This is a genomic window from Bacillus cereus group sp. BfR-BA-01382 (genome assembly GCF_022663475.1).
In the GTDB taxonomy this organism is placed as follows: domain Bacteria; phylum Bacillota; class Bacilli; order Bacillales; family Bacillaceae_G; genus Bacillus_A; species Bacillus_A thuringiensis_S.
In genome coordinates, this window is the sequence record NZ_JAKUFQ010000105.1 from 1 (window position 1) to 17,585 (window position 17,585).

The window sequence follows — 17,585 nt, forward strand, 5'->3', positions numbered from 1 at the left end:
CTACTTGGTCGCTCATTTGCGACTTCCTTATGTTAACATCTTCATTTTTCAATGTCAACTAAGTTTTTCAATTTCTTTTTTGTCGTTTTCTGCGTTTCCGCATCAGCGACGTTTATTAATTTACCATATACAAACTATTAACGTCAATACTTTTTAATAAAAAGTTCTTCTTCTTACATAACGAATACATTCCTCTGCGTTAGCAACTCTCCGAAACAAACAAAAAATGATTTTATATCTTTCTTCCATCGCCTTTTTTACAACTTCATGAATACGCTCATCTTCAAAATCAAATAAAAGTTCCTCTAACTCTCTCTTTAATATGTATTCCATCTCTTTTCTCTCTTCTTTTGTCAACATCAGCCCAAGCAAATGATCACCTCAATAATTCCTTACGTAACAATAAACGTTCCGCTCATTTTCACTTATTACAATCCTATCATTCATTATATCCACTACTTACGATATTAATCCTTTGTTCTCTTTTTTATATTTCCAGCATATATGTAACTGAAAAGGATTGGACAAAGGGGCGTAATATTATGTTTTTCTTTTTTATTACGAGTAAAAGAACTTTTAAACACATTAGCTTAATAGTGATACTTTCCTTATTTACAGCATGGCTACTCTTTTTAAAAACATATTCACATGAATCTGCTTTTTCAACTGCTACAGGCCCTAAAGTAATTTACAAAGGAGATACCGCTAAAAAGCAAGTTGCATTTACGTTTGATATTAGTTGGGGAGACAAAAAAGCAATTCCAATCCTTGATACTCTTAAAGAAAGAGAAATTAAGAATGCAACCTTCTTCCTTTCTGCTGCATGGGCCGAAAGACACCCCGATATTGTAGAGCGCATCATGAAAGATGGACACGAAATCGGTAGTATGGGTTACAATTACACATCTTATACTTCTCTAGAGACGAATGAAATAAGACGAGACCTTTTACGAGCACAAGATGTTTTTACAAAACTTGGTGTAAAACAAGTCAAACTGTTACGTCCACCTAGTGGCGAATTTAACAAGGCAACCCTTAAAATTGCAGAATCACTTGGATACACCGTCGTGCATTGGAGTAATAATTCAAACGATTGGAAAAACCCAGGTGTAAACCACATCGTTTCCACCGTCTCTAATAATTTGAAAGGTGGAGATATTGTCTTATTACACGCATCCGATTCTGCCCTTCAAACAAATAGAGCTTTACCGCTGCTCCTGCAAAAATTAAAAAGTGATGGATATGAGCAAATATCCGTATCACAACTTATTTCCAACACAAGTACGAAAAGTGAAGATGTGAAATAGCTTCGTCCCTACTACTCTTCACGTATAAAAAGCTCTACTACCTTTCAAGAAGGTGGTAGAGCTTTTTTAATCACACCATTTCCAGTAATATAACTGCCGGTGTATAAAACCTCTCTCTATTAAGCAGGTTTACTCGTTTTTCCGATTAAACGATGTAATACAAGTAATTGATATGCATTACATAACAATAGCGGTATAACCATTAAATATAACCAATCTGTATCATTAATCCGAAGCGCCGGTACCCATTCAAGAATTGTTACAACAACCATAAAGAACAGAGCTGGCACAAATGCTTTTTTATTTGTTTCTTTACTTTTTACATAAGCAACAATTGCTCCAAACACAAATAAAATTCCAGCAACAAGTATGTTATTCCCCAATGAGACTTCCCCATTTGCAATAAGTACAGACCTTAAATACACAAAATCAAATAATACGAATGCAATAAAGAAGAGCTGGACTGCATTCCATAAAGACGATGAGCGAAACATCCCTAGTCCAAAACGATGGATTGTTAAATATGCAAAGAATCCCATTTGACTTATAACGCTAAAAATAAATCCTACACCCATCAACCAGAAAGATACCGCTAAAATCTCCTTAACGTCGAAATTTTGAAAAAATTCATTGTACCTGTCCCACTCCAAAACAAAACCAATAATAACTGTGCTAATCCCACCAAGAAACAACGTCGTTAAAAATAGTCGTACCCACTTGCGGCTATTCACAACACATCCCCCATTATCCTTATATTTCTAATTAAATTGTATCAATGACAATTTCAAAAAGCTAGCCATGTTCATGTATAAATTCCTTAAAGATATTTATATTAAAAAGAGAGAACTGTGCTGAAAGGAGTTCCAACTTATGAAACGGATACTATTCATTTTCGTTTCTTCTTTTCTACTTATCGCACTTGTAGCATGCGCACAAGGAAAAGAAACGAAATCCGAACTAGATTACGATCAAACAAAGAAAATGATTGTTGATATTTTAAAAACAGATCAAGGTAAGAAAGCTATTCAAGATGTATTAACTGATGAAAAAATGAAACAAGCACTCATACTAGATGAAACAGTAGTAAAGAAAACGATTGAAGATGCAATGGTATCCGATAAAGGGCAACAATTCTGGGAAAAGCTCTTTAAAGATCCTGAGTTCTCATCGAAGTTCGCTAAAAGTATGGGGAAAGAACAAACCCAATTAATGAAAACCTTATTAAAAGACCCTGAATACCAAGCAGGCGTTATAGAAATCATGAAAAATCCTGAAGTAGAAAAAATGATGTTACAAACAATGAAGAGTAAAGAATACCGTCAATATCTACAACAAGTACTAACAGAAACTGCTGAAAGTCCACTCTTCCAATCCAAGATGATTGATATCATTAGTAAAGGTGTACAAAAGGCTGAAAAAGGTGGATCTGATAAGAAAGAAGCAGGCGGTGACGGTGGTTCTCAAGGCGAGAAGAAGGAAGAACAGTGAAAATAATAACTATAATAACGAGTGGACAATGTATAAATTGTCCACTCGTTATTACTTTATCTTGCTATTAACAGACAAAATGGCCCTCTAGTTAAGCGAAAAGTTTACTAGTAACAAAACCCTTATTGTTGCCAGTAACAGATGAACTCCACTGATTAAAGTTTCACTTTATTTTTGTGTAACAGCTGTTTTATCAATTACCACTTCGGCTATTTTACTATAAATAATGCCGGTTGTATGTGTATCTTCATATACTGAAGGAGCAAAGTCTTCTTTATTCCAATCAGGTTGTTGCAGCGGAATACGACCAAGAACATTTGTTTGTAGTTCGGTAGCCAACTTATCTCCCCCGCCTCTTCCAAATACATATTCTTTCTCACCAGTTACCTTACTTTCAAAATATGCCATGTTCTCAACAACACCGAGAATACTATGTTCAGTGCGTAATGCCATCGCTCCAGCACGCGCTGCTACAAACGCAGCTGTTGGATGAGGCGTCGTTACAATAATCTCTTTGCAAGATGGCAACATTGAGTGCACATCTAACGCAACATCACCTGTTCCTGGTGGTAAATCTAGTACTAAATAATCTAAATCGCCCCATTCCACTTCTGTGAAGAAGTGGTTTAACATTTTCCCAAGCATAGGTCCTCTCCAAATAACTGGTGCATTATCCTCTACAAAGAAGCCCATTGAGATTACCTTTACACCTAAACGTTCCACCGGAATTATCTTGTCACCTCTTACGATGGGACGTTTTTCTATCCCCATCATGTCTGGCACACTAAAACCGTAAATGTCCGCATCAATAATACCAACTTTTTTTCCTAAACGAGCTAAAGCAACTGCAAGGTTAACGGAAACGGTTGATTTTCCCACGCCACCTTTTCCACTCGCTACTGCTAAGAATGTCGTTTTTGAATTTGGTGACAATAAAGATTCACTTTGCTCTGCTTCTTGTTCTGGTGCAAACTGAGCTAATTCCTCTTCTGTAAATTCTGCAAAACGAAGTCCAACTGTTGCTGCTCCAAGTTCTTTTACTAACTTTACAATTCCAGACTGCAACTGCATTTGTTCCGCTGTACCAGTTTTTACGATTGCAATTTTGACACTCACATGTTCCTTCTCAGGCTTGACTGTTACCTCTTTAATTGCACTTGTTTCTTTTAATGTTTTATGTAAAAACGGATCTACAATCCCTTCTAACGCTTCAACCACTTGTTCTTTCGTTACCATAATTAACCCAGCCCCCTGTATGAAAAATAACGTAATGTTAATTGAATTCATCTTTGTTTATTCTTCAAATTAATGCGTTTACATTTCCAGTATAACATATTTTCCGAAAACTTCGTTAACGAGAGAAACTCAAAAAAATCCTCCTTATTCTGGAGGATTTCCTTTTTCCGTGAAATAACGCAATATACCACGGTATATTGCAGCTGCTACCTTCTGTTGATATTTCTCCGAATTTAACATATACCTTTCGTTCACATTCGATAAAAAGCCGGCTTCAATTAAAGCACCTGGTGTTTTCGCATACTTCAATAAGTATACGTGAGAGATTGTTTTAGCAGAACGATTCGTATTTTCTAAACTCGTTCTCAATTCAGCCTGTATAAATTTAGCAGCACGTTCATTTTCAATTGAAGAGCGATAGTAGAATGTTTGTGCGCCTTTCGATCCACTACTAGTTAAAGCATTTAAATGAATGCTTGCAAAAAAGTCTATATCTGGTTTATTGATGATTTCTACACGTTTTTTTAAATCCTCCGCTTTACGTCTACTATATGACTTTGTATCTTTGTTAGCTAAATCATAATCTCCCTCACGCGTTAAAATAACTAGTGCACCTTGTTCTTGTAAATAGTCTTGTACCTTTTTTGTAATTTCAAGCGTAATATCCTTTTCTATAATATCCTTTCCACCAACAGCCCCTCCATCTGGTCCACCATGCCCAGCATCTAATACGATTACTTTCCCTGATAAGGGTAAATTCCAAGCTCGCCACGATTTTGTGATTTGAAATTCTTGTTTGACTAAAAAAAACAAAACAACCGCAGCGAGTGCAAAAGAGATAATTCGAATTCTCTTCATACCTTTCCTCCTCCAGCTAGTCCCTCTAATTACTTATATGGGACAAGAGGAAAGTTTATGCTTGTCTTAATGAAGCTTTAATCGATATCTTCTTTCACCTTTTTCATACCCTTCTTGCCACCACAATCCTATAAACTGCTGACAAGATTCAAAAAGTAATTCCTCATCTTTCAACTTTATTTCTCGCATAGTCATACTCGTTAAAAATTGAAATAGCGTTTCAGTTAATTGTTGTTCTTCTTCTAAAGCTCTATATTTCACATCAAAAAACGATTCACCATAATAACCAAATTTACTATATCTCGCTCCTAATAAATAAGATTCTATCCCTAATTCAATACAGTAATCTTCATACTGACGATGAAGCTCTTGCATTTGAAAGGCATCACGAATATTTGAGCGCAATGTTTTTAATGATAATTCTCGCAGCATCTTCCGCTCGTATTTTAACTGCTTTTCTTTTTGTTTTTCTTGTAAGCTGACAATGACATTCATAGTACTTATAAACCTCCCTAATACGTATTAGTCTAAACTTCTAAAGAAGAAGCATACGCGAGGCCGTAGCACTAAAATATTCCAAGCTAAAAAAATTGTAAAAGAGGAATGAAACACAAAAAAACCCCAACCAAAATGGTTGGGGTTTGTAGTTCGCAAAAATTAACGTTTTGAGAACTGAGGTGCACGACGTGCGCCTTTAAGACCGTATTTTTTACGCTCTTTCATACGTGCGTCACGAGTTAATAGACCTGCACGTTTTAGTGTTAGACGGTATTCTGGATCAGCTTTTAATAAAGCGCGAGAAATACCGTGACGAATAGCACCAGCTTGACCAGTGTATCCACCACCATTTACGTTTACAAGTACATCGTAGTTACCTAAAGTTTCTGTTGCAACTAGAGGTTGTTTCACTACTTCACGTAATGCAGCAAATGGGATATAGTTTTCAAAATCACGACCGTTAATGATAACGCGTCCTTCGCCTGGAACTAGGCGTACGCGCGCTACTGAACTCTTACGACGTCCAGTGCCATAGTATTGAACCTGTGCCAAAGTAAGCCCTCCTTTAATTAATTATCCGCGAAGTTCGTAAACTTCTGGTTTTTGTGCTTGGTGTGGATGCTCTGCTCCAGCATACACGTTAAGTTTCTTAGAAACTTGACGGCCTAAGCGTCCTTTTGGAAGCATGCCTTTAATTGCAAGCTCTAACATTTGTACAGGGTAGTTTGTACGCATTTCAAGAGCTGTTCTTTGCTTAAGTCCACCTGGGTGGTTAGTGTGACGGTAGTAAATTTTATCGTTTAATTTATTACCTGTTAAATGAATTTTCTCAGCGTTAATAATAATTACATGATCACCCGTGTCAACGTGTGGTGTAAATGTAGGTTTGTTTTTACCACGTAAAATGGATGCTACTTCAGTAGATAGGCGACCTAAAGTTTGACCTTCAGCATCAACCACATACCATTTACGCTCAACTTCGTTAGCTTTTGCCATAAAAGTCGTACGCATGTGTTTCCCTCCTCGTTATCTTTTCCATAGAAAAAATCTATTGTTTATCTTAAACACGATTTCCTTCCGGGGCTAATCGTGGTTTTAGAAACAATACCATATGTTATGATATACTTTTGAGTTTCTAATGTCAAGCAAATGTTACACCAGGATTAGTTGTTATAGTTTACCTCCCATAGGTAAAGCCCATGACCTGGAGCCATCTTTCCAGCAAACTGACGATTTTGTTTCGCTAAAATCTCTGGAATGCTATCAGGATCAAGCTTTCCTTGCCCTACGTTAAGTAACGTACCAACAATAATTCTGACCATATTATATAAAAATCCATTACCTACAAAACGAAAAATTAATTCATCATCTTGCTCAATTAACTCGATTTCATAAATTGTTCGCACTTTATCTTTTTTGTCAGTTTTTGCCGAGCAAAAAGAAGTGAAATCATGCGTTCCAATAAAATAAGGAATTGCTTTTCTTATAGAATTGATTTCGAGCGGATATGGATATTGATATACGTAATTTCTACGGAATACATCCGCAGTCTTTGATAATAATACACGATAACGATATTCTTTTTTCTCAACACCGTAACGTGCATGAAATTCTTCTGTTTTTTTCTCTACTCGCCTAATAACAATATCATCTGGCAACATTGTATTTAAAGCGTTATTCCATTGCCACTCCTCAAGAGACAAAGGAGTATCAAAGTGTATTACTTGCCCTTTTGCATGAACCGTAGAATCTGTTCTACCAGACGCCTGAACACGAACAAGTTCTCCCTTATGCAATTTCTGTAATGCTTTTTCTATCTCCTGTTGAACAGTACGATGCTTCGGCTGAATTTGATAACCACAAAAATGCATACCATCATATGCAACCGTACATTTTATTCTATCCATTTCTCTATTCTCCATTACGATCGCACCCATGCCAAAATACAAGCTAAACAAAATAAGCTTACAATCGTTACTGTATCGCTTGTTTTCCAGCGTAGTTGCCTAAATTTAGTACGTCCTTCACCACTTTGATATCCACGAGCTTCCATCGCAATAGCTAAGTCCTCTGCACGCTTAAAAGCACTGATAAACAGAGGAACGAGCAGTGAGATAATAGCTTTCATTCTATCTTTTATCGGTCCACCAGCGAAATCAATACCACGTGATGCTTGTGCTTTCATTATTTTACTCGTTTCATCCATTAATGTCGGGATAAAACGAAGAGAAATTGACATCATTAATGCGATTTCATGAACAGGAACCTTTATACGCTTCAATGGCTTTAATAACGTCTCCAAACCATCTGTAATTTCAATAGGTGTCGTCGTTAACGTTAATAATGTCGTCATTAAAATAATAACGAAGAACCGTACAGAAATGTATATCCCTTGCTCTAATCCTTTTTCATGTATCGAAAACCAACCAAGCTGGAGTAGTACATCCCCCTCTTTATTTGTAAAAATATGCAGGAAAAATGTAAAAAGAAAAATCCATAAAATTGGTTTTAAGCCCGAAAGTACATAACGAATCGGCACTTTTGCAAAAAATAAAGCAATGAGTGCATATAAAAATAAAAATCCATATGAAATCGCATTATTTGCTAAGAAAACAACAAATACATATAAAAAGACAATCAGCAGCTTCGTACGTGGATCAAGTTGATGAATAAGTGAATTCCCCGGGATATATCTCCCAATAATCAACTGCTGCATGATTCATGACCACCTTTTCGTAACACCTGCACAACTTCATGAGTAAGATCCTCTAAAGATAAGGTAGCCTTTGGAATTGAAATACCAAACTTCTCTTCAATTGCACGTTTATACTTTAATGACATAGGAAGATCCACACCAATTTTCTCTAGTTCATCAGCATGTGAAAATACTTCCTCTGCACTTCCTTGCAAAAAGACCGTTCCTTTATGCATAACTACAATTTGTTCCGCATACTGAGCAGCATCTTCCATATTATGCGTTACAAGGATAACTGTAAGCCCTTTCTCCTTATGCAACTTATAAAACATCTGCATAAGTTCGTTCTGCCCTTTTGGATCTAGACCTGCTGTAGGTTCATCTAATACAAGCACTTCAGGTTCCATTGCCAGTACACCCGCTATAGCAACACGTCTCATTTGTCCACCACTTAATTCGAACGGAGAACGTGTTAACAGTTCCGGTTCTAGCCCTACAAGTTCTATTGCCTCTCTAGCCTTTTGCTTCGCTTCGTCTCCAGATACCCCGAAATTAGTAGGTCCGAAGCAAATATCTTTCTCCACAGTTTCTTCAAACAACTGATGTTCCGGGAATTGAAAGACAACCCCTACTTTTTTACGTAGTGGCTTTAGCTTTTTTTCTTTCTTTCCTGCCGAAATCAAATGTTCACCAATTTGAACTGTACCATTTGTCGGCTGCAATAAACCATTTAAATGTTGAATCATCGTCGACTTACCTGAACCAGTATGACCGATAATGGCATAATAGCCCCCACTTGGAAACGACACGTCTACATCATAAAGTGCGCGTCTTTCAAATGGAGTTTTATATTGATAACGATGTTCTACTTTTTGGAATGTAATCTCCAAAGTTCGTTCACCAAGCTTTCCATTGTAAGATGCGTATTTTGCAAAAGAATTTCATTTCTTTTTAATAATTCTGCTATTTTCACCGAAAACGGTACATCTAAGCCAATTTCTTGGAGCATATGAGAGGACTTGAAAATTTTCTCTGGAATCCCTTCCTCTAATATTTCTCCCTTATTTAAAATAATGACACGATCTGACTGCGCCGCTTCTTCTAAATCGTGCGTAATTGATAACACGGTAATACCTTTTTGATTAACAAGTTGTCTAACCGTTTCTACTACTTCACGTCTTCCTTGAGGATCTAACATTGACGTTGCTTCATCTAATATTAAAATAGATGGCTGAAGTGCTAAAACGCCTGCTATTGCCACTCGCTGTTTTTGCCCACCAGATAAGGAATGAGGCTCATCATTAAGAAAATCTTCCATACGGACAAGTCGTAAGGCCTGTTCTAATCTTTCAATCATTTGTTCTCTTGGCATTCCGATATTCTCTAAACCAAATACAACATCATCTTGCACTGTTGTTCCAACAAATTGATTATCTGGATTTTGAAATACCATTCCAATTTGTTTTCGAACATCCCATACCGTTTCCTCTGATAAAACCATTGAATCATTTACTGTAATAGTCCCTGCTTCCGGCAAAAACAAACCATTCAATAATTTTGCAAGTGTAGACTTTCCTGAACCGTTTTGTCCAATAATAGATACCCATTCTCCCTCATATAAGGAAAATGAAACATCTTTTAATGCATACGTGGCTGCCCCAGGATATTGAAATGATATATTTCCTATCCGAAGTTTCTCTTTTTTCAATAGAAGGCACCCTTTCCTTCGCCAAGCTCGCCTATTTTTATATTTAAAAAAAAGGGCCATGACCAGTTTCTTGAAAAGAACTGTCCTGCCCTTTTAATTATCATTATACTAACTCGATAATTACCATTGGTGCTGCGTCTCCGCGACGTGGACCAATTTTTGCAATACGAGTGTATCCGCCTTGGCGCTCAGCATAGCGTGGAGCTACATCAGCGAATAATTTTTGAAGTGCATCTTGACCAGTCTCAGCGTTAGCTACTTCATTGCGAATGAAAGCTGCTGCTTGACGACGAGCATGAAGATCTCCGCGTTTACCTAAAGTGATCATTTTTTCCACTACAGAACGAAGTTCTTTTGCACGAGTTTCTGTCGTTTGGATGCGCTCGTTGATAATTAAATCAGTAGCTAAGTCACGTAACATAGCTTTACGTTGCGCACTTGTACGGCCTAATTTTCTGTATGCCATTCGTAGTTCCCTCCTTTGTTCATGGGTTTAAATCCTCAGTCGTCTTTACGTAAACCTAAACCTAATTCCTCAAGTTTATGTTTAACTTCTTCTAAGGATTTACGTCCTAAGTTACGAACTTTCATCATATCTTCTTCTGTTTTGTTCGCAAGCTCTTGTACAGTATTAATTCCTGCACGTTTTAGGCAATTATAAGAACGAACAGAAAGGTCTAGTTCTTCGATAGTCATCTCAAGAACTTTCTCTTTTTGATCTTCTTCCTTCTCGACCATAATCTCAGCATTTTGTGCTTCATCAGTTAAACCAACAAAGATATTTAAATGCTCAGTTAAGATTTTGGCACCTAAAGAGATAGCTTCTTTTGGCCCGATGCTTCCATCCGTCCATACATCAAGCGTAAGCTTATCATAATTAGCCACTTGTCCGACACGTGTCTTTTCCACTTGGTAAGTCACACGTGATACTGGAGTATAAATAGAATCAATAGGAATTACTCCTATTGGTTGATCTTCGCTTTTATTTGCATCAGCTGGCGTATACCCACGGCCACGCTTTGCAGTTAAACGCACGCGGAAATGCGCATCTTTTGCTAACGTTGCAATGTGTAAATCTGGATTTAAGATTTCTACATCACTATCGTGAGTAATATCAGCAGCTGTGACAATACCTTCGCCCTGCACATCAATTTCCAACGTCTTCTCTTCTTCAGAGTAGATTTTAAGAGCTAACTTTTTCAAGTTTAAGATGATCGTCGTAACGTCTTCTACTACGCCCTCAACTGTTGAAAATTCATGTAATACGCCATCGATTTGGATAGCAGTAACAGCGGCACCAGGGAGTGAGGATAAAAGAATACGACGTAAGGAGTTACCCAAAGTAGTACCATATCCACGCTCAAGCGGTTCAATTACGAATTTACCATATTTAGCATCTTCGTTAAGTTCAACCGTTTCGATTTTCGGCTTTTCGATTTCAATCATTAACTAAACCCTCCTTCAAAACGTCGAAACCCCGGTTAAACAAAGGTATAACCCCTGTCTAACCGAAAGTCCCCCTTAGGCAGTTCCCGATTGTGCACAACAAGCGATGTTTCTGTACGAAATTTCTCGATAATGCATCATATCCATTATAGACAAAAGGGAAAATTCTATACAGAAAAATTACACACGACGACGTTTTGGCGGACGACATCCATTATGAGGAACTGGAGTAACATCTCTAATTGCTGTTACTTCTAGACCTGCAGCTTGAAGAGCACGAATTGCAGCTTCACGACCAGCACCAGGACCTTTAACAGTAACCTCTAAAGTTTTTAAACCGTGCTCCATTGCAACTTTAGCAGCAGCTTCAGCAGCCATTTGCGCAGCGAATGGAGTAGATTTACGAGATCCACGGAAACCAAGTGCACCAGCACTAGACCAAGAAAGTGCGTTACCGTGAGTATCTGTAAGTGTTACGATTGTGTTGTTGAAAGTAGAACGAATATGAGCTATACCAGCTTCGATATTCTTTTTCACACGTTTTTTACGAGTGTTTGTTTTACGTGCCATTGTTAGTTCAACCTCCTTTACTTATTATTTCTTTTTATTTGCTACTGTACGACGTGGACCTTTACGTGTACGAGCATTGTTTTTAGAATTTTGACCACGAACTGGTAAACCACGACGGTGACGAAGACCACGGTAAGAACCGATCTCCATTAGACGTTTAATGTTAAGAGATACTTCACGACGAAGGTCTCCCTCAACTTTAATACGATCGATAACATCACGGATACGTCCTAATTCGTCTTCCGTTAAATCACGAACTCGTGTTTCTGAAGAAATACCAGCTTCAGTAAGAATTTTTTCAGCAGTTGTGCGACCAATGCCGAATACGTAAGTTAAAGAAATAACAACGCGTTTGTCTCGAGGAATATCTACACCTGCGATACGTGCCATTCTGAATGCACCTCCTTCTGATTAACCTTGTTTTTGTTTATGTTTAGGGTTTTCACAAATAACCATTACTTTTCCACGTCTACGAATAACTTTACATTTTTCGCAGATTGGTTTAACTGACGGTCTTACTTTCATGTCTCGAACCTCCTTAAAGATTACGGAGTGCTATATTATTTAAAACGGTACGTAATACGACCACGATTTAAATCGTACGGAGATAATTCTACCGTAACTTTGTCTCCTGGTAAAATACGAATGAAGTTCATACGGATTTTACCAGAAACGTGAGCCAATACGACATGCCCATTCTCTAATTCTACTTTGAACATAGCATTTGGCAACGTTTCAAGAACGGTACCTTCGACTTCAATTACATCATCTTTAGCCATTCAATAGTTCTCCCTTCTTCAAATCAGTAACATTTTACACTGCTCTGAAATCCCGGAGAGCCAGCTACTTATAAAGTGGTAAGGATTTCGTATCCTGCTTCTGTAAGAGCAATCGTGTGCTCAAAATGGGCACACCATTTACCATCTACCGTTACCACTGTCCAGTCATCAGATAGTGTTTTTACATATCGTCTTCCTTGATTCACCATCGGCTCAACACAGATGACCATTCCCGGCTTTAATCTAGGGCCTCTATTTGGTGGACCATAGTGCGGGATTTGAGGGTCCTCATGTAAGTCTTGCCCGATTCCGTGACCAACATACTCCCTAACGATCGAGAATCCATTCTCTTCAGCATGGGTTTGAACCGCATGTGAGATATTTGATAATCTCTCGCCTGGTTTTACTTGTTCTAGACCAAGATACAACGATTTTTCTGTGACATCAAGTAGCTTTTGAACAGATTCAGAAATGTTTCCAACTGGATACGTCCATGCAGAATCTCCATGGTACCCATTGTATTTCGCACCAATATCGATACTGATGATATCGCCCTCTTTGAGCTTGCGCTTTCCTGGAATTCCGTGTACAAGCTCTTCATTTACAGAAGCACATATGCTCCCCGGAAATCCGTTGTATCCTTTAAAAGATGGCGTAGCACCATATTTTTGAATCGTCTTTTCCGCTATTTGATCGAGCTCTTTCGTTGTAATTCCTGGAGTAATGTGCTGTTTCAACTCTTGATGAGTTAAAGCAACGATTCTGCCAGCTTCTCGCATGATTTCTATCTCGCGAGGAGTTTTGCAGATGATCATTACGCTAAGCCTCCGATGAGAACATCGATATCAGCAAATACTTTATTGATATCTTGCTCACCATTAATGCTTTTTAAGTAACCAAGCTCGTCGTAGAAATCAAGCAAAGGTTTTGTTTGCTTAATATTTACATCTAAACGATTTGCTACAGTTTCTTCATTGTCATCAGAGCGTTGGTATAATTCGCCACCACATTTATCGCACACATCAGCTTTTGCTGGTGGATTGAATTCTAAGTGGTAAGTCGCACCGCACTCTTTACAAATGCGACGGCCTGTAAGGCGTTTTAATAACAACCCTGAATCCACATTAATGTTTAAAACATAGTCGATTTTTTTGCCAAGATCTTTCATAATCTCTTCAAGAGCTGATGCTTGTGCAACAGTTCGTGGGAAACCGTCTAGTAAGAAACCTCTTACGCAGTCTTCTTGACTTAAACGTTCACGAACAATTCCGATTGTAACTTCATCTGGAACAAGTGCACCTTTATCAATAAAAGATTTTGCTTGTAGACCCATTTCAGTTTCAGCCTTCATAGCTGCACGGAACATATCTCCTGTTGAAATGTGAGGGATGTTATACTTGGCTACAATCTGTTCGGCTTGTGTACCTTTACCAGCACCAGGAAGCCCCATTAAAATTAAGTTCATCCTTGTTCCCCCTCAGTACATGAGCATGTAGGGAAGATAGTTCTTCCCACTTACTCACTGCTTGATAAACCCTTTGTAATGGCGTTTTACCAGTTGGCTTTCTAGCTGCTTCATTGTTTCTAAAGCAACGCCGACAACGATTAACATACTCGTTCCACCAATCTGTGCAGATGGAGGAAGATTTCCCAATTTCGTAAAAATAACTGGTAAGATTGCAATCGCTGCTAGGAAAATTGATCCTACAAAGGTCAAACGATACAAGATTTTTGTTAGATATTGTTCTGTATTCTTACCCGGACGAATACCTGGAACATATCCACCTTGCTTGTTTAGATTCTCTGACATTTGCTCTGGATTAACCTGAACAAATGCATAGAAATATGTGAAGGCTACAATGAGCGCAACATATATGATCATTCCCACTGGGTGAGAATAGTTAAAGTTTGCAATAATCCACTGCGATACATCATGTTTCGGGAAGAACTGTGCAATAGTTGGAGGCGTAATTAAGAATGAAACAGCAAAAATGACTGGAATAACACCCGCACTATTTACCTTAAGCGGTAAATGTGTGTTTTGTGCTCCAGCATGATTCCCATTCCCTCCTGTTACACGCTTCGCGTATTGAATTGGGATCTTTCTAACAGCTTGTTGAATGAAAATAACACCAACAATAACTGCTAGCACAGCTAGTAAAATCAATGCAACTTTAACGATACTCATGAACAATTGATCTCCGATATTTTGAAACTGTTGTTGATACACTTGAGATATAACACTTGGGATCGCTGCAGCAATACCGCCAAAGATAAGGATGGAAATACCATTACCTACACCTTTAGCTGTAATCTGTTCGCCTAACCACATTAAAAATGCAGTACCAGCAGTCAGTACCGTAGCAATGTATAAATAAGTGCTCCAACCAGGATTCAAAATTAATTGCCCACCTACCATACCGTTAAAACCGATTGACATACCAAACCCCTGAATAAACGCAAGAACAATTGTAAAGTAACGCGTGAATTGCGTTAGTTTACGACGGCCCATTTCACCTTGCTTCGACCATTCCGAAAATTTAGGAACAACATCCATCTGCAATAATTGCACGATGATGGATGCTGTAATATACGGCATGATTCCCATCGCGAAGATGGAGAAGTTTTTCAAGGCGCCACCGCCAAATGTATTTAGGATGCCTAAAGCATTTAATTGGTCTTGTGCTTTCAGTACGTCTCCATTTGTAAATGGCACTGGGATAAACGTGCCAATCCTGAATACGATTAACATCGCTAAAGTGAATAATATTTTACGTCTTATCTCAGCAACGCGCATAAAGTTGGAGATTGTACGAAACATTAGATCACCTCAACTGATCCGCCAGCTGCTTCAATTGCTTCTTTAGCACTTGAAGAGAACTTGTGCGCTTTAACAGTTAGTTTTTTCTCTACTGCTCCGCTTGCAAGAATTTTAACACCGTCGTTTAACTTGCTGATAACGCCAGTTTCCAGCAATAATTCAGGTGTTACTTCTGTACCATCTTCAAAACGATTTAACGTTGATAAGTTTACAATAGTAAACTCTTTACGGTTAATGTTTGTGAAGCCGCGTTTTGGTAAACGACGGAATAATGGAGTTTGACCACCTTCGAAGCCAAGACGAACACCGCCACCAGAACGTGCGTTTTGTCCTTTATGACCTTTACCAGCAGTTTTACCGTTACCAGAACCGATACCACGACCGACACGGTTACGTACTTTACGAGAACCTTCTGCAGGTTTTAATTCATGAAGTTTCATTCCCAGGCACCTCCTTATATTAATGAGTTATCCTTAAGCTTCTTTTACAGTTAAAAGGTGAGAAACTTTGTTGATCATACCAAGAATAGCAGGAGTTTCTTCCTTAACTACAGTTGAATTCAACTTTTTAAGACCTAAAGCTTCTACCGTCGCACGTTGATCTTGTGGACGACCAATTACACTACGAGTGAGGGTAATTTCTAACTTTTTCGCCATTTGTTTTCCCTCCTTAACCTAGTAGCTCTTCTACAGATTTACCGCGTAATTTTGCAACATCTTCAGCGCGCTTAAGTTCGCTTAATCCGTTCACAGTAGCGCGAATCATGTTGATTGGTGTGTTAGAACCAAGAGATTTCGAAAGAATATCTTGTACACCAGCTAATTCAAGAACCGCACGAACAGGTCCACCAGCAATAACACCAGTACCCTCAGCAGCAGGTTTTAAGAATACTTCACCAGCTCCAAAGTGACCGTTGATTGTGTGTGGAATTGTTGTACCAACTAATGGTACAGCGATTAAATTTTTCTTAGCGTCTTCGATAGCTTTGCGAATTGCGTCTGGTACCTCTTGTGCTTTACCAGTACCGAATCCAACATGACCGTTTTTATCGCCAACTACAACTAGTGCAGCAAAGCGGAAACGACGACCACCCTTAACAACTTTCGCGACACGATTTATCGTAACTACACGTTCTTCAAGTTCTAATTTACTTGGGTCAATGCGATGCATCAATTTTCCCTCCTTTGACCATTAAAATTGTAATCCAGCCTCACGAGCAGCTTCAGCTAGAGCTTTAACACGGCCATGGTATAAGTAACCACCGCGATCGAATACTACTTCTTTAACGCCTTTCTCTACAGCACGCTTAGCAACTGATTCTCCAACTTTCGTAGCAGCTTCAGTATTGCTAGTACCGTTAAGAGCAAGGTCTTTATCAAGAGTAGATGCACTTACTAACGTTACACCATTCACATCATCAATAACTTGAGCGTAAATATGTTGGTTAGAACGGAACACGTTTAAACGTGGACGCTCTGCAGTACCAGTAAGTTTAGCACGTACACGTGCATGTCTTTTCTTACGAGTCGCATTTTTATCAGCTTTAGTGATCATTTTCTTGTCACTCCTTTCTCTCACCTAACGGGTTTACTTAGCAGTTTTACCTTCTTTACGACGAACAACTTCGCCTTCGTAACGAATACCTTTACCTTTGTAAGGCTCAGGAGCACGTACAGCACGGATGTTAGCAGCAAATTCGCCAACACGTTGCTTGTCGATACCTTTAATTACGATTTTAGTTGGTGCAGGTACTTCAACTTCAAGACCTGCTTCCGGAGTCATTTCTACTGGATGAGAATAACCTACGCTTAAAACAAGTTTATCTCCTTGTTTTTGAGCACGGTAACCAACACCGACTAATTCAAGTCCGCGTGCGAAACCTGCAGTTACACCTTCAACCATGTTTCCGATTAAAGCACGAGTTGTACCGTGTAATGCACGGTGTTCCTTCTGTTCAGATGGACGCTCAACTGTTAGTGTATTTTCTTCAATTTTGATAGACATATCAGCATTGAATTTACGAGTTAATTCACCTTTAGGGCCTTTTACTGTTACAGTATTGTCTTCTGCAATTGTAATAGTAACACCTGCAGGGATTTCAAGAATCTTTTTACCAATACGAGACATGTGGTCACACCTCCGTTCGTTTTAAATATATATTACCAAACGTATGCTACTA

At 38.4% G+C, this 17,585-nt stretch carries 27 protein-coding genes; 2 read left to right on the forward strand and 25 right to left on the reverse strand.

Translation table 11 applies throughout. The features are described from left to right. Window positions 1-153 precede the first annotated feature (153 nt). Window positions 154-372: a hypothetical protein gene (locus MR160_RS27600; RefSeq protein WP_000901146.1), complete on the reverse strand. Its 219-nt coding sequence runs from the start codon at window positions 370-372 to the stop codon at window positions 154-156. Window positions 373-542: 170 nt separating this feature from the next. On the opposite strand from MR160_RS27600, the gene pdaB reads away from it, so the two are divergent. Then, window positions 543-1,307, forward strand: coding sequence for a polysaccharide deacetylase family sporulation protein PdaB (gene pdaB, locus MR160_RS27605; protein ID WP_000464716.1), 765 nt, complete (start codon window positions 543-545; stop codon window positions 1,305-1,307). A 119-nt stretch (window positions 1,308-1,426) separates the two neighbouring features. On the opposite strand, the gene kbaA is transcribed toward pdaB, so the two are convergent. Then, a complete protein-coding gene (gene kbaA / locus MR160_RS27610; RefSeq protein WP_001088533.1) occupies window positions 1,427-2,038 on the reverse strand; it encodes a KinB signaling pathway activation protein KbaA in 612 nt (203 codons plus the stop codon). A 139-nt stretch (window positions 2,039-2,177) separates the two neighbouring features. Here kbaA and gerD point away from each other — a divergent pair, with 139 nt between their 5' ends. Beyond that, window positions 2,178-2,795: a spore germination lipoprotein GerD gene (gene gerD / locus MR160_RS27615; protein WP_000821601.1), complete on the forward strand. Its 618-nt coding sequence runs from the start codon at window positions 2,178-2,180 to the stop codon at window positions 2,793-2,795. A gap of 168 nt (window positions 2,796-2,963) precedes the next feature. Here the strand turns inward: gerD and MR160_RS27620 are convergent, their stop codons facing one another. The 23 genes from MR160_RS27620 to rplF all read right to left on the reverse strand — a co-directional run bounded on the left by MR160_RS27620 (window position 2,964) and on the right by rplF (window position 17,533). Then, window positions 2,964-4,031 carry an Mrp/NBP35 family ATP-binding protein gene (locus tag MR160_RS27620; protein ID WP_000256626.1) on the reverse strand — a complete coding sequence of 356 codons (1,068 nt, stop codon included), beginning with the start codon at window positions 4,029-4,031 and terminating at the stop codon, window positions 2,964-2,966. 144 nt (window positions 4,032-4,175) lie between these two features. Then, a complete protein-coding gene (cwlD, locus tag MR160_RS27625) occupies window positions 4,176-4,889 on the reverse strand; it encodes an N-acetylmuramoyl-L-alanine amidase CwlD (RefSeq protein ID WP_000822437.1) in 714 nt (237 codons plus the stop codon). A 66-nt stretch (window positions 4,890-4,955) separates the two neighbouring features. Further along, a complete protein-coding gene (locus MR160_RS27630; protein ID WP_001101005.1) occupies window positions 4,956-5,384 on the reverse strand; it encodes a DUF2521 family protein in 429 nt (142 codons plus the stop codon). A gap of 162 nt (window positions 5,385-5,546) precedes the next feature. Further along, on the reverse strand, window positions 5,547-5,939 hold the full coding sequence (gene rpsI / locus MR160_RS27635) for a 30S ribosomal protein S9 (RefSeq protein ID WP_000079986.1): 393 nt from the start codon (window positions 5,937-5,939) through the stop codon (window positions 5,547-5,549). Between the two features lie 21 nt (window positions 5,940-5,960). Next, window positions 5,961-6,398, reverse strand: a complete 438-nt coding sequence (gene rplM, locus MR160_RS27640) for a 50S ribosomal protein L13 (RefSeq protein WP_001260795.1) — start codon at window positions 6,396-6,398, stop codon at window positions 5,961-5,963. A gap of 152 nt (window positions 6,399-6,550) precedes the next feature. Next, window positions 6,551-7,294, reverse strand: coding sequence for a tRNA pseudouridine(38-40) synthase TruA (gene truA / locus MR160_RS27645; RefSeq protein ID WP_002084072.1), 744 nt, complete (start codon window positions 7,292-7,294; stop codon window positions 6,551-6,553). Between the two features lie 14 nt (window positions 7,295-7,308). Then, window positions 7,309-8,103: an energy-coupling factor transporter transmembrane component T family protein gene (locus MR160_RS27650; RefSeq protein WP_001186530.1), complete on the reverse strand. Its 795-nt coding sequence runs from the start codon at window positions 8,101-8,103 to the stop codon at window positions 7,309-7,311. Continuing rightward, window positions 8,091-8,972, reverse strand: coding sequence for an energy-coupling factor ABC transporter ATP-binding protein (locus MR160_RS27655; RefSeq protein WP_000406529.1), 882 nt, complete (start codon window positions 8,970-8,972; stop codon window positions 8,091-8,093). Before MR160_RS27655 ends, MR160_RS27650 begins: the two co-directional genes overlap by 13 nt. Then, window positions 8,948-9,790, reverse strand: a complete 843-nt coding sequence (locus MR160_RS27660) for an energy-coupling factor ABC transporter ATP-binding protein (RefSeq protein WP_044783178.1) — start codon at window positions 9,788-9,790, stop codon at window positions 8,948-8,950. The genes MR160_RS27655 and MR160_RS27660 overlap by 25 nt, the downstream gene beginning before the upstream one ends. A 103-nt stretch (window positions 9,791-9,893) precedes the next feature. Continuing rightward, window positions 9,894-10,256 carry a 50S ribosomal protein L17 gene (gene rplQ, locus MR160_RS27665; protein WP_000331490.1) on the reverse strand — a complete coding sequence of 121 codons (363 nt, stop codon included), beginning with the start codon at window positions 10,254-10,256 and terminating at the stop codon, window positions 9,894-9,896. A 35-nt stretch (window positions 10,257-10,291) separates the two neighbouring features. After that, window positions 10,292-11,236 carry a DNA-directed RNA polymerase subunit alpha gene (locus tag MR160_RS27670; protein ID WP_000569643.1) on the reverse strand — a complete coding sequence of 315 codons (945 nt, stop codon included), beginning with the start codon at window positions 11,234-11,236 and terminating at the stop codon, window positions 10,292-10,294. A 180-nt stretch (window positions 11,237-11,416) separates the two neighbouring features. Next, entirely contained in the window at window positions 11,417-11,806 is a 390-nt protein-coding gene (gene rpsK / locus MR160_RS27675; RefSeq protein ID WP_000101797.1) for a 30S ribosomal protein S11, read from the reverse strand. Window positions 11,807-11,830: 24 nt separating this feature from the next. Further along, window positions 11,831-12,196, reverse strand: a complete 366-nt coding sequence (rpsM, locus tag MR160_RS27680; protein WP_000090792.1) for a 30S ribosomal protein S13 — start codon at window positions 12,194-12,196, stop codon at window positions 11,831-11,833. A 21-nt stretch (window positions 12,197-12,217) separates the two neighbouring features. Beyond that, window positions 12,218-12,331 (reverse strand): 50S ribosomal protein L36, encoded by a 114-nt coding sequence (gene rpmJ / locus MR160_RS27685; RefSeq protein WP_000868344.1) that lies wholly within the window; start codon window positions 12,329-12,331, stop codon window positions 12,218-12,220. Window positions 12,332-12,366: 35 nt separating this feature from the next. Then, window positions 12,367-12,585: a translation initiation factor IF-1 gene (infA, locus tag MR160_RS27690; protein ID WP_001029884.1), complete on the reverse strand. Its 219-nt coding sequence runs from the start codon at window positions 12,583-12,585 to the stop codon at window positions 12,367-12,369. A gap of 68 nt (window positions 12,586-12,653) precedes the next feature. Next, entirely contained in the window at window positions 12,654-13,400 is a 747-nt protein-coding gene (map, locus tag MR160_RS27695; RefSeq protein ID WP_000582539.1) for a type I methionyl aminopeptidase, read from the reverse strand. Then, on the reverse strand, window positions 13,400-14,050 hold the full coding sequence (locus MR160_RS27700; RefSeq protein WP_001048995.1) for an adenylate kinase: 651 nt from the start codon (window positions 14,048-14,050) through the stop codon (window positions 13,400-13,402). The genes map and MR160_RS27700 overlap by 1 nt, the downstream gene beginning before the upstream one ends. Before the next feature lie 54 nt (window positions 14,051-14,104). Then, window positions 14,105-15,406: a preprotein translocase subunit SecY gene (gene secY / locus MR160_RS27705; protein ID WP_000490118.1), complete on the reverse strand. Its 1,302-nt coding sequence runs from the start codon at window positions 15,404-15,406 to the stop codon at window positions 14,105-14,107. Then, window positions 15,406-15,846 (reverse strand): 50S ribosomal protein L15, encoded by a 441-nt coding sequence (rplO, locus tag MR160_RS27710; protein ID WP_000766083.1) that lies wholly within the window; start codon window positions 15,844-15,846, stop codon window positions 15,406-15,408. Before rplO ends, secY begins: the two co-directional genes overlap by 1 nt. Window positions 15,847-15,879: 33 nt before the next feature. Beyond that, window positions 15,880-16,062, reverse strand: coding sequence for a 50S ribosomal protein L30 (gene rpmD, locus MR160_RS27715; RefSeq protein ID WP_001085233.1), 183 nt, complete (start codon window positions 16,060-16,062; stop codon window positions 15,880-15,882). Window positions 16,063-16,075: 13 nt separating this feature from the next. Then, window positions 16,076-16,576: a 30S ribosomal protein S5 gene (gene rpsE, locus MR160_RS27720; protein WP_000554646.1), complete on the reverse strand. Its 501-nt coding sequence runs from the start codon at window positions 16,574-16,576 to the stop codon at window positions 16,076-16,078. Between the two features lie 21 nt (window positions 16,577-16,597). Further along, window positions 16,598-16,960, reverse strand: coding sequence for a 50S ribosomal protein L18 (rplR, locus tag MR160_RS27725; RefSeq protein WP_000628818.1), 363 nt, complete (start codon window positions 16,958-16,960; stop codon window positions 16,598-16,600). A 33-nt stretch (window positions 16,961-16,993) separates the two neighbouring features. Next, window positions 16,994-17,533 carry a 50S ribosomal protein L6 gene (gene rplF, locus MR160_RS27730; protein WP_000086551.1) on the reverse strand — a complete coding sequence of 180 codons (540 nt, stop codon included), beginning with the start codon at window positions 17,531-17,533 and terminating at the stop codon, window positions 16,994-16,996. Window positions 17,534-17,585: the final 52 nt, after the last annotated feature.

Coding starts and splice junctions, on each gene's coding strand:
- pdaB (WP_000464716.1), top strand. CDS start 543: ATGTTTTTCTTTTTTATTACGAGTAAAAGAACTTTTAAACACATTAGC.
- gerD (WP_000821601.1), top strand. CDS start 2,178: ATGAAACGGATACTATTCATTTTCGTTTCTTCTTTTCTACTTATCGCA.
- MR160_RS27620 (WP_000256626.1), bottom strand. CDS start 4,031: ATGGTAACGAAAGAACAAGTGGTTGAAGCGTTAGAAGGGATTGTAGAT.
- cwlD (WP_000822437.1), bottom strand. CDS start 4,889: ATGAAGAGAATTCGAATTATCTCTTTTGCACTCGCTGCGGTTGTTTTG.
- MR160_RS27630 (WP_001101005.1), bottom strand. CDS start 5,384: ATGAATGTCATTGTCAGCTTACAAGAAAAACAAAAAGAAAAGCAGTTA.
- rplM (WP_001260795.1), bottom strand. CDS start 6,398: ATGCGTACGACTTTTATGGCAAAAGCTAACGAAGTTGAGCGTAAATGG.
- truA (WP_002084072.1), bottom strand. CDS start 7,294: ATGGATAGAATAAAATGTACGGTTGCATATGATGGTATGCATTTTTGT.
- MR160_RS27650 (WP_001186530.1), bottom strand. CDS start 8,103: ATGCAGCAGTTGATTATTGGGAGATATATCCCGGGGAATTCACTTATT.
- rplQ (WP_000331490.1), bottom strand. CDS start 10,256: ATGGCATACAGAAAATTAGGCCGTACAAGTGCGCAACGTAAAGCTATG.
- MR160_RS27670 (WP_000569643.1), bottom strand. CDS start 11,236: ATGATTGAAATCGAAAAGCCGAAAATCGAAACGGTTGAACTTAACGAA.
- rpsK (WP_000101797.1), bottom strand. CDS start 11,806: ATGGCACGTAAAACAAACACTCGTAAAAAACGTGTGAAAAAGAATATC.
- rpsM (WP_000090792.1), bottom strand. CDS start 12,196: ATGGCACGTATCGCAGGTGTAGATATTCCTCGAGACAAACGCGTTGTT.
- rpmJ (WP_000868344.1), bottom strand. CDS start 12,331: ATGAAAGTAAGACCGTCAGTTAAACCAATCTGCGAAAAATGTAAAGTT.
- infA (WP_001029884.1), bottom strand. CDS start 12,585: ATGGCTAAAGATGATGTAATTGAAGTCGAAGGTACCGTTCTTGAAACG.
- map (WP_000582539.1), bottom strand. CDS start 13,400: ATGATCATCTGCAAAACTCCTCGCGAGATAGAAATCATGCGAGAAGCT.
- MR160_RS27700 (WP_001048995.1), bottom strand. CDS start 14,050: ATGAACTTAATTTTAATGGGGCTTCCTGGTGCTGGTAAAGGTACACAA.
- secY (WP_000490118.1), bottom strand. CDS start 15,406: ATGTTTCGTACAATCTCCAACTTTATGCGCGTTGCTGAGATAAGACGT.
- rplO (WP_000766083.1), bottom strand. CDS start 15,846: ATGAAACTTCATGAATTAAAACCTGCAGAAGGTTCTCGTAAAGTACGT.
- rpmD (WP_001085233.1), bottom strand. CDS start 16,062: ATGGCGAAAAAGTTAGAAATTACCCTCACTCGTAGTGTAATTGGTCGT.
- rpsE (WP_000554646.1), bottom strand. CDS start 16,576: ATGCATCGCATTGACCCAAGTAAATTAGAACTTGAAGAACGTGTAGTT.
- rplR (WP_000628818.1), bottom strand. CDS start 16,960: ATGATCACTAAAGCTGATAAAAATGCGACTCGTAAGAAAAGACATGCA.
- rplF (WP_000086551.1), bottom strand. CDS start 17,533: ATGTCTCGTATTGGTAAAAAGATTCTTGAAATCCCTGCAGGTGTTACT.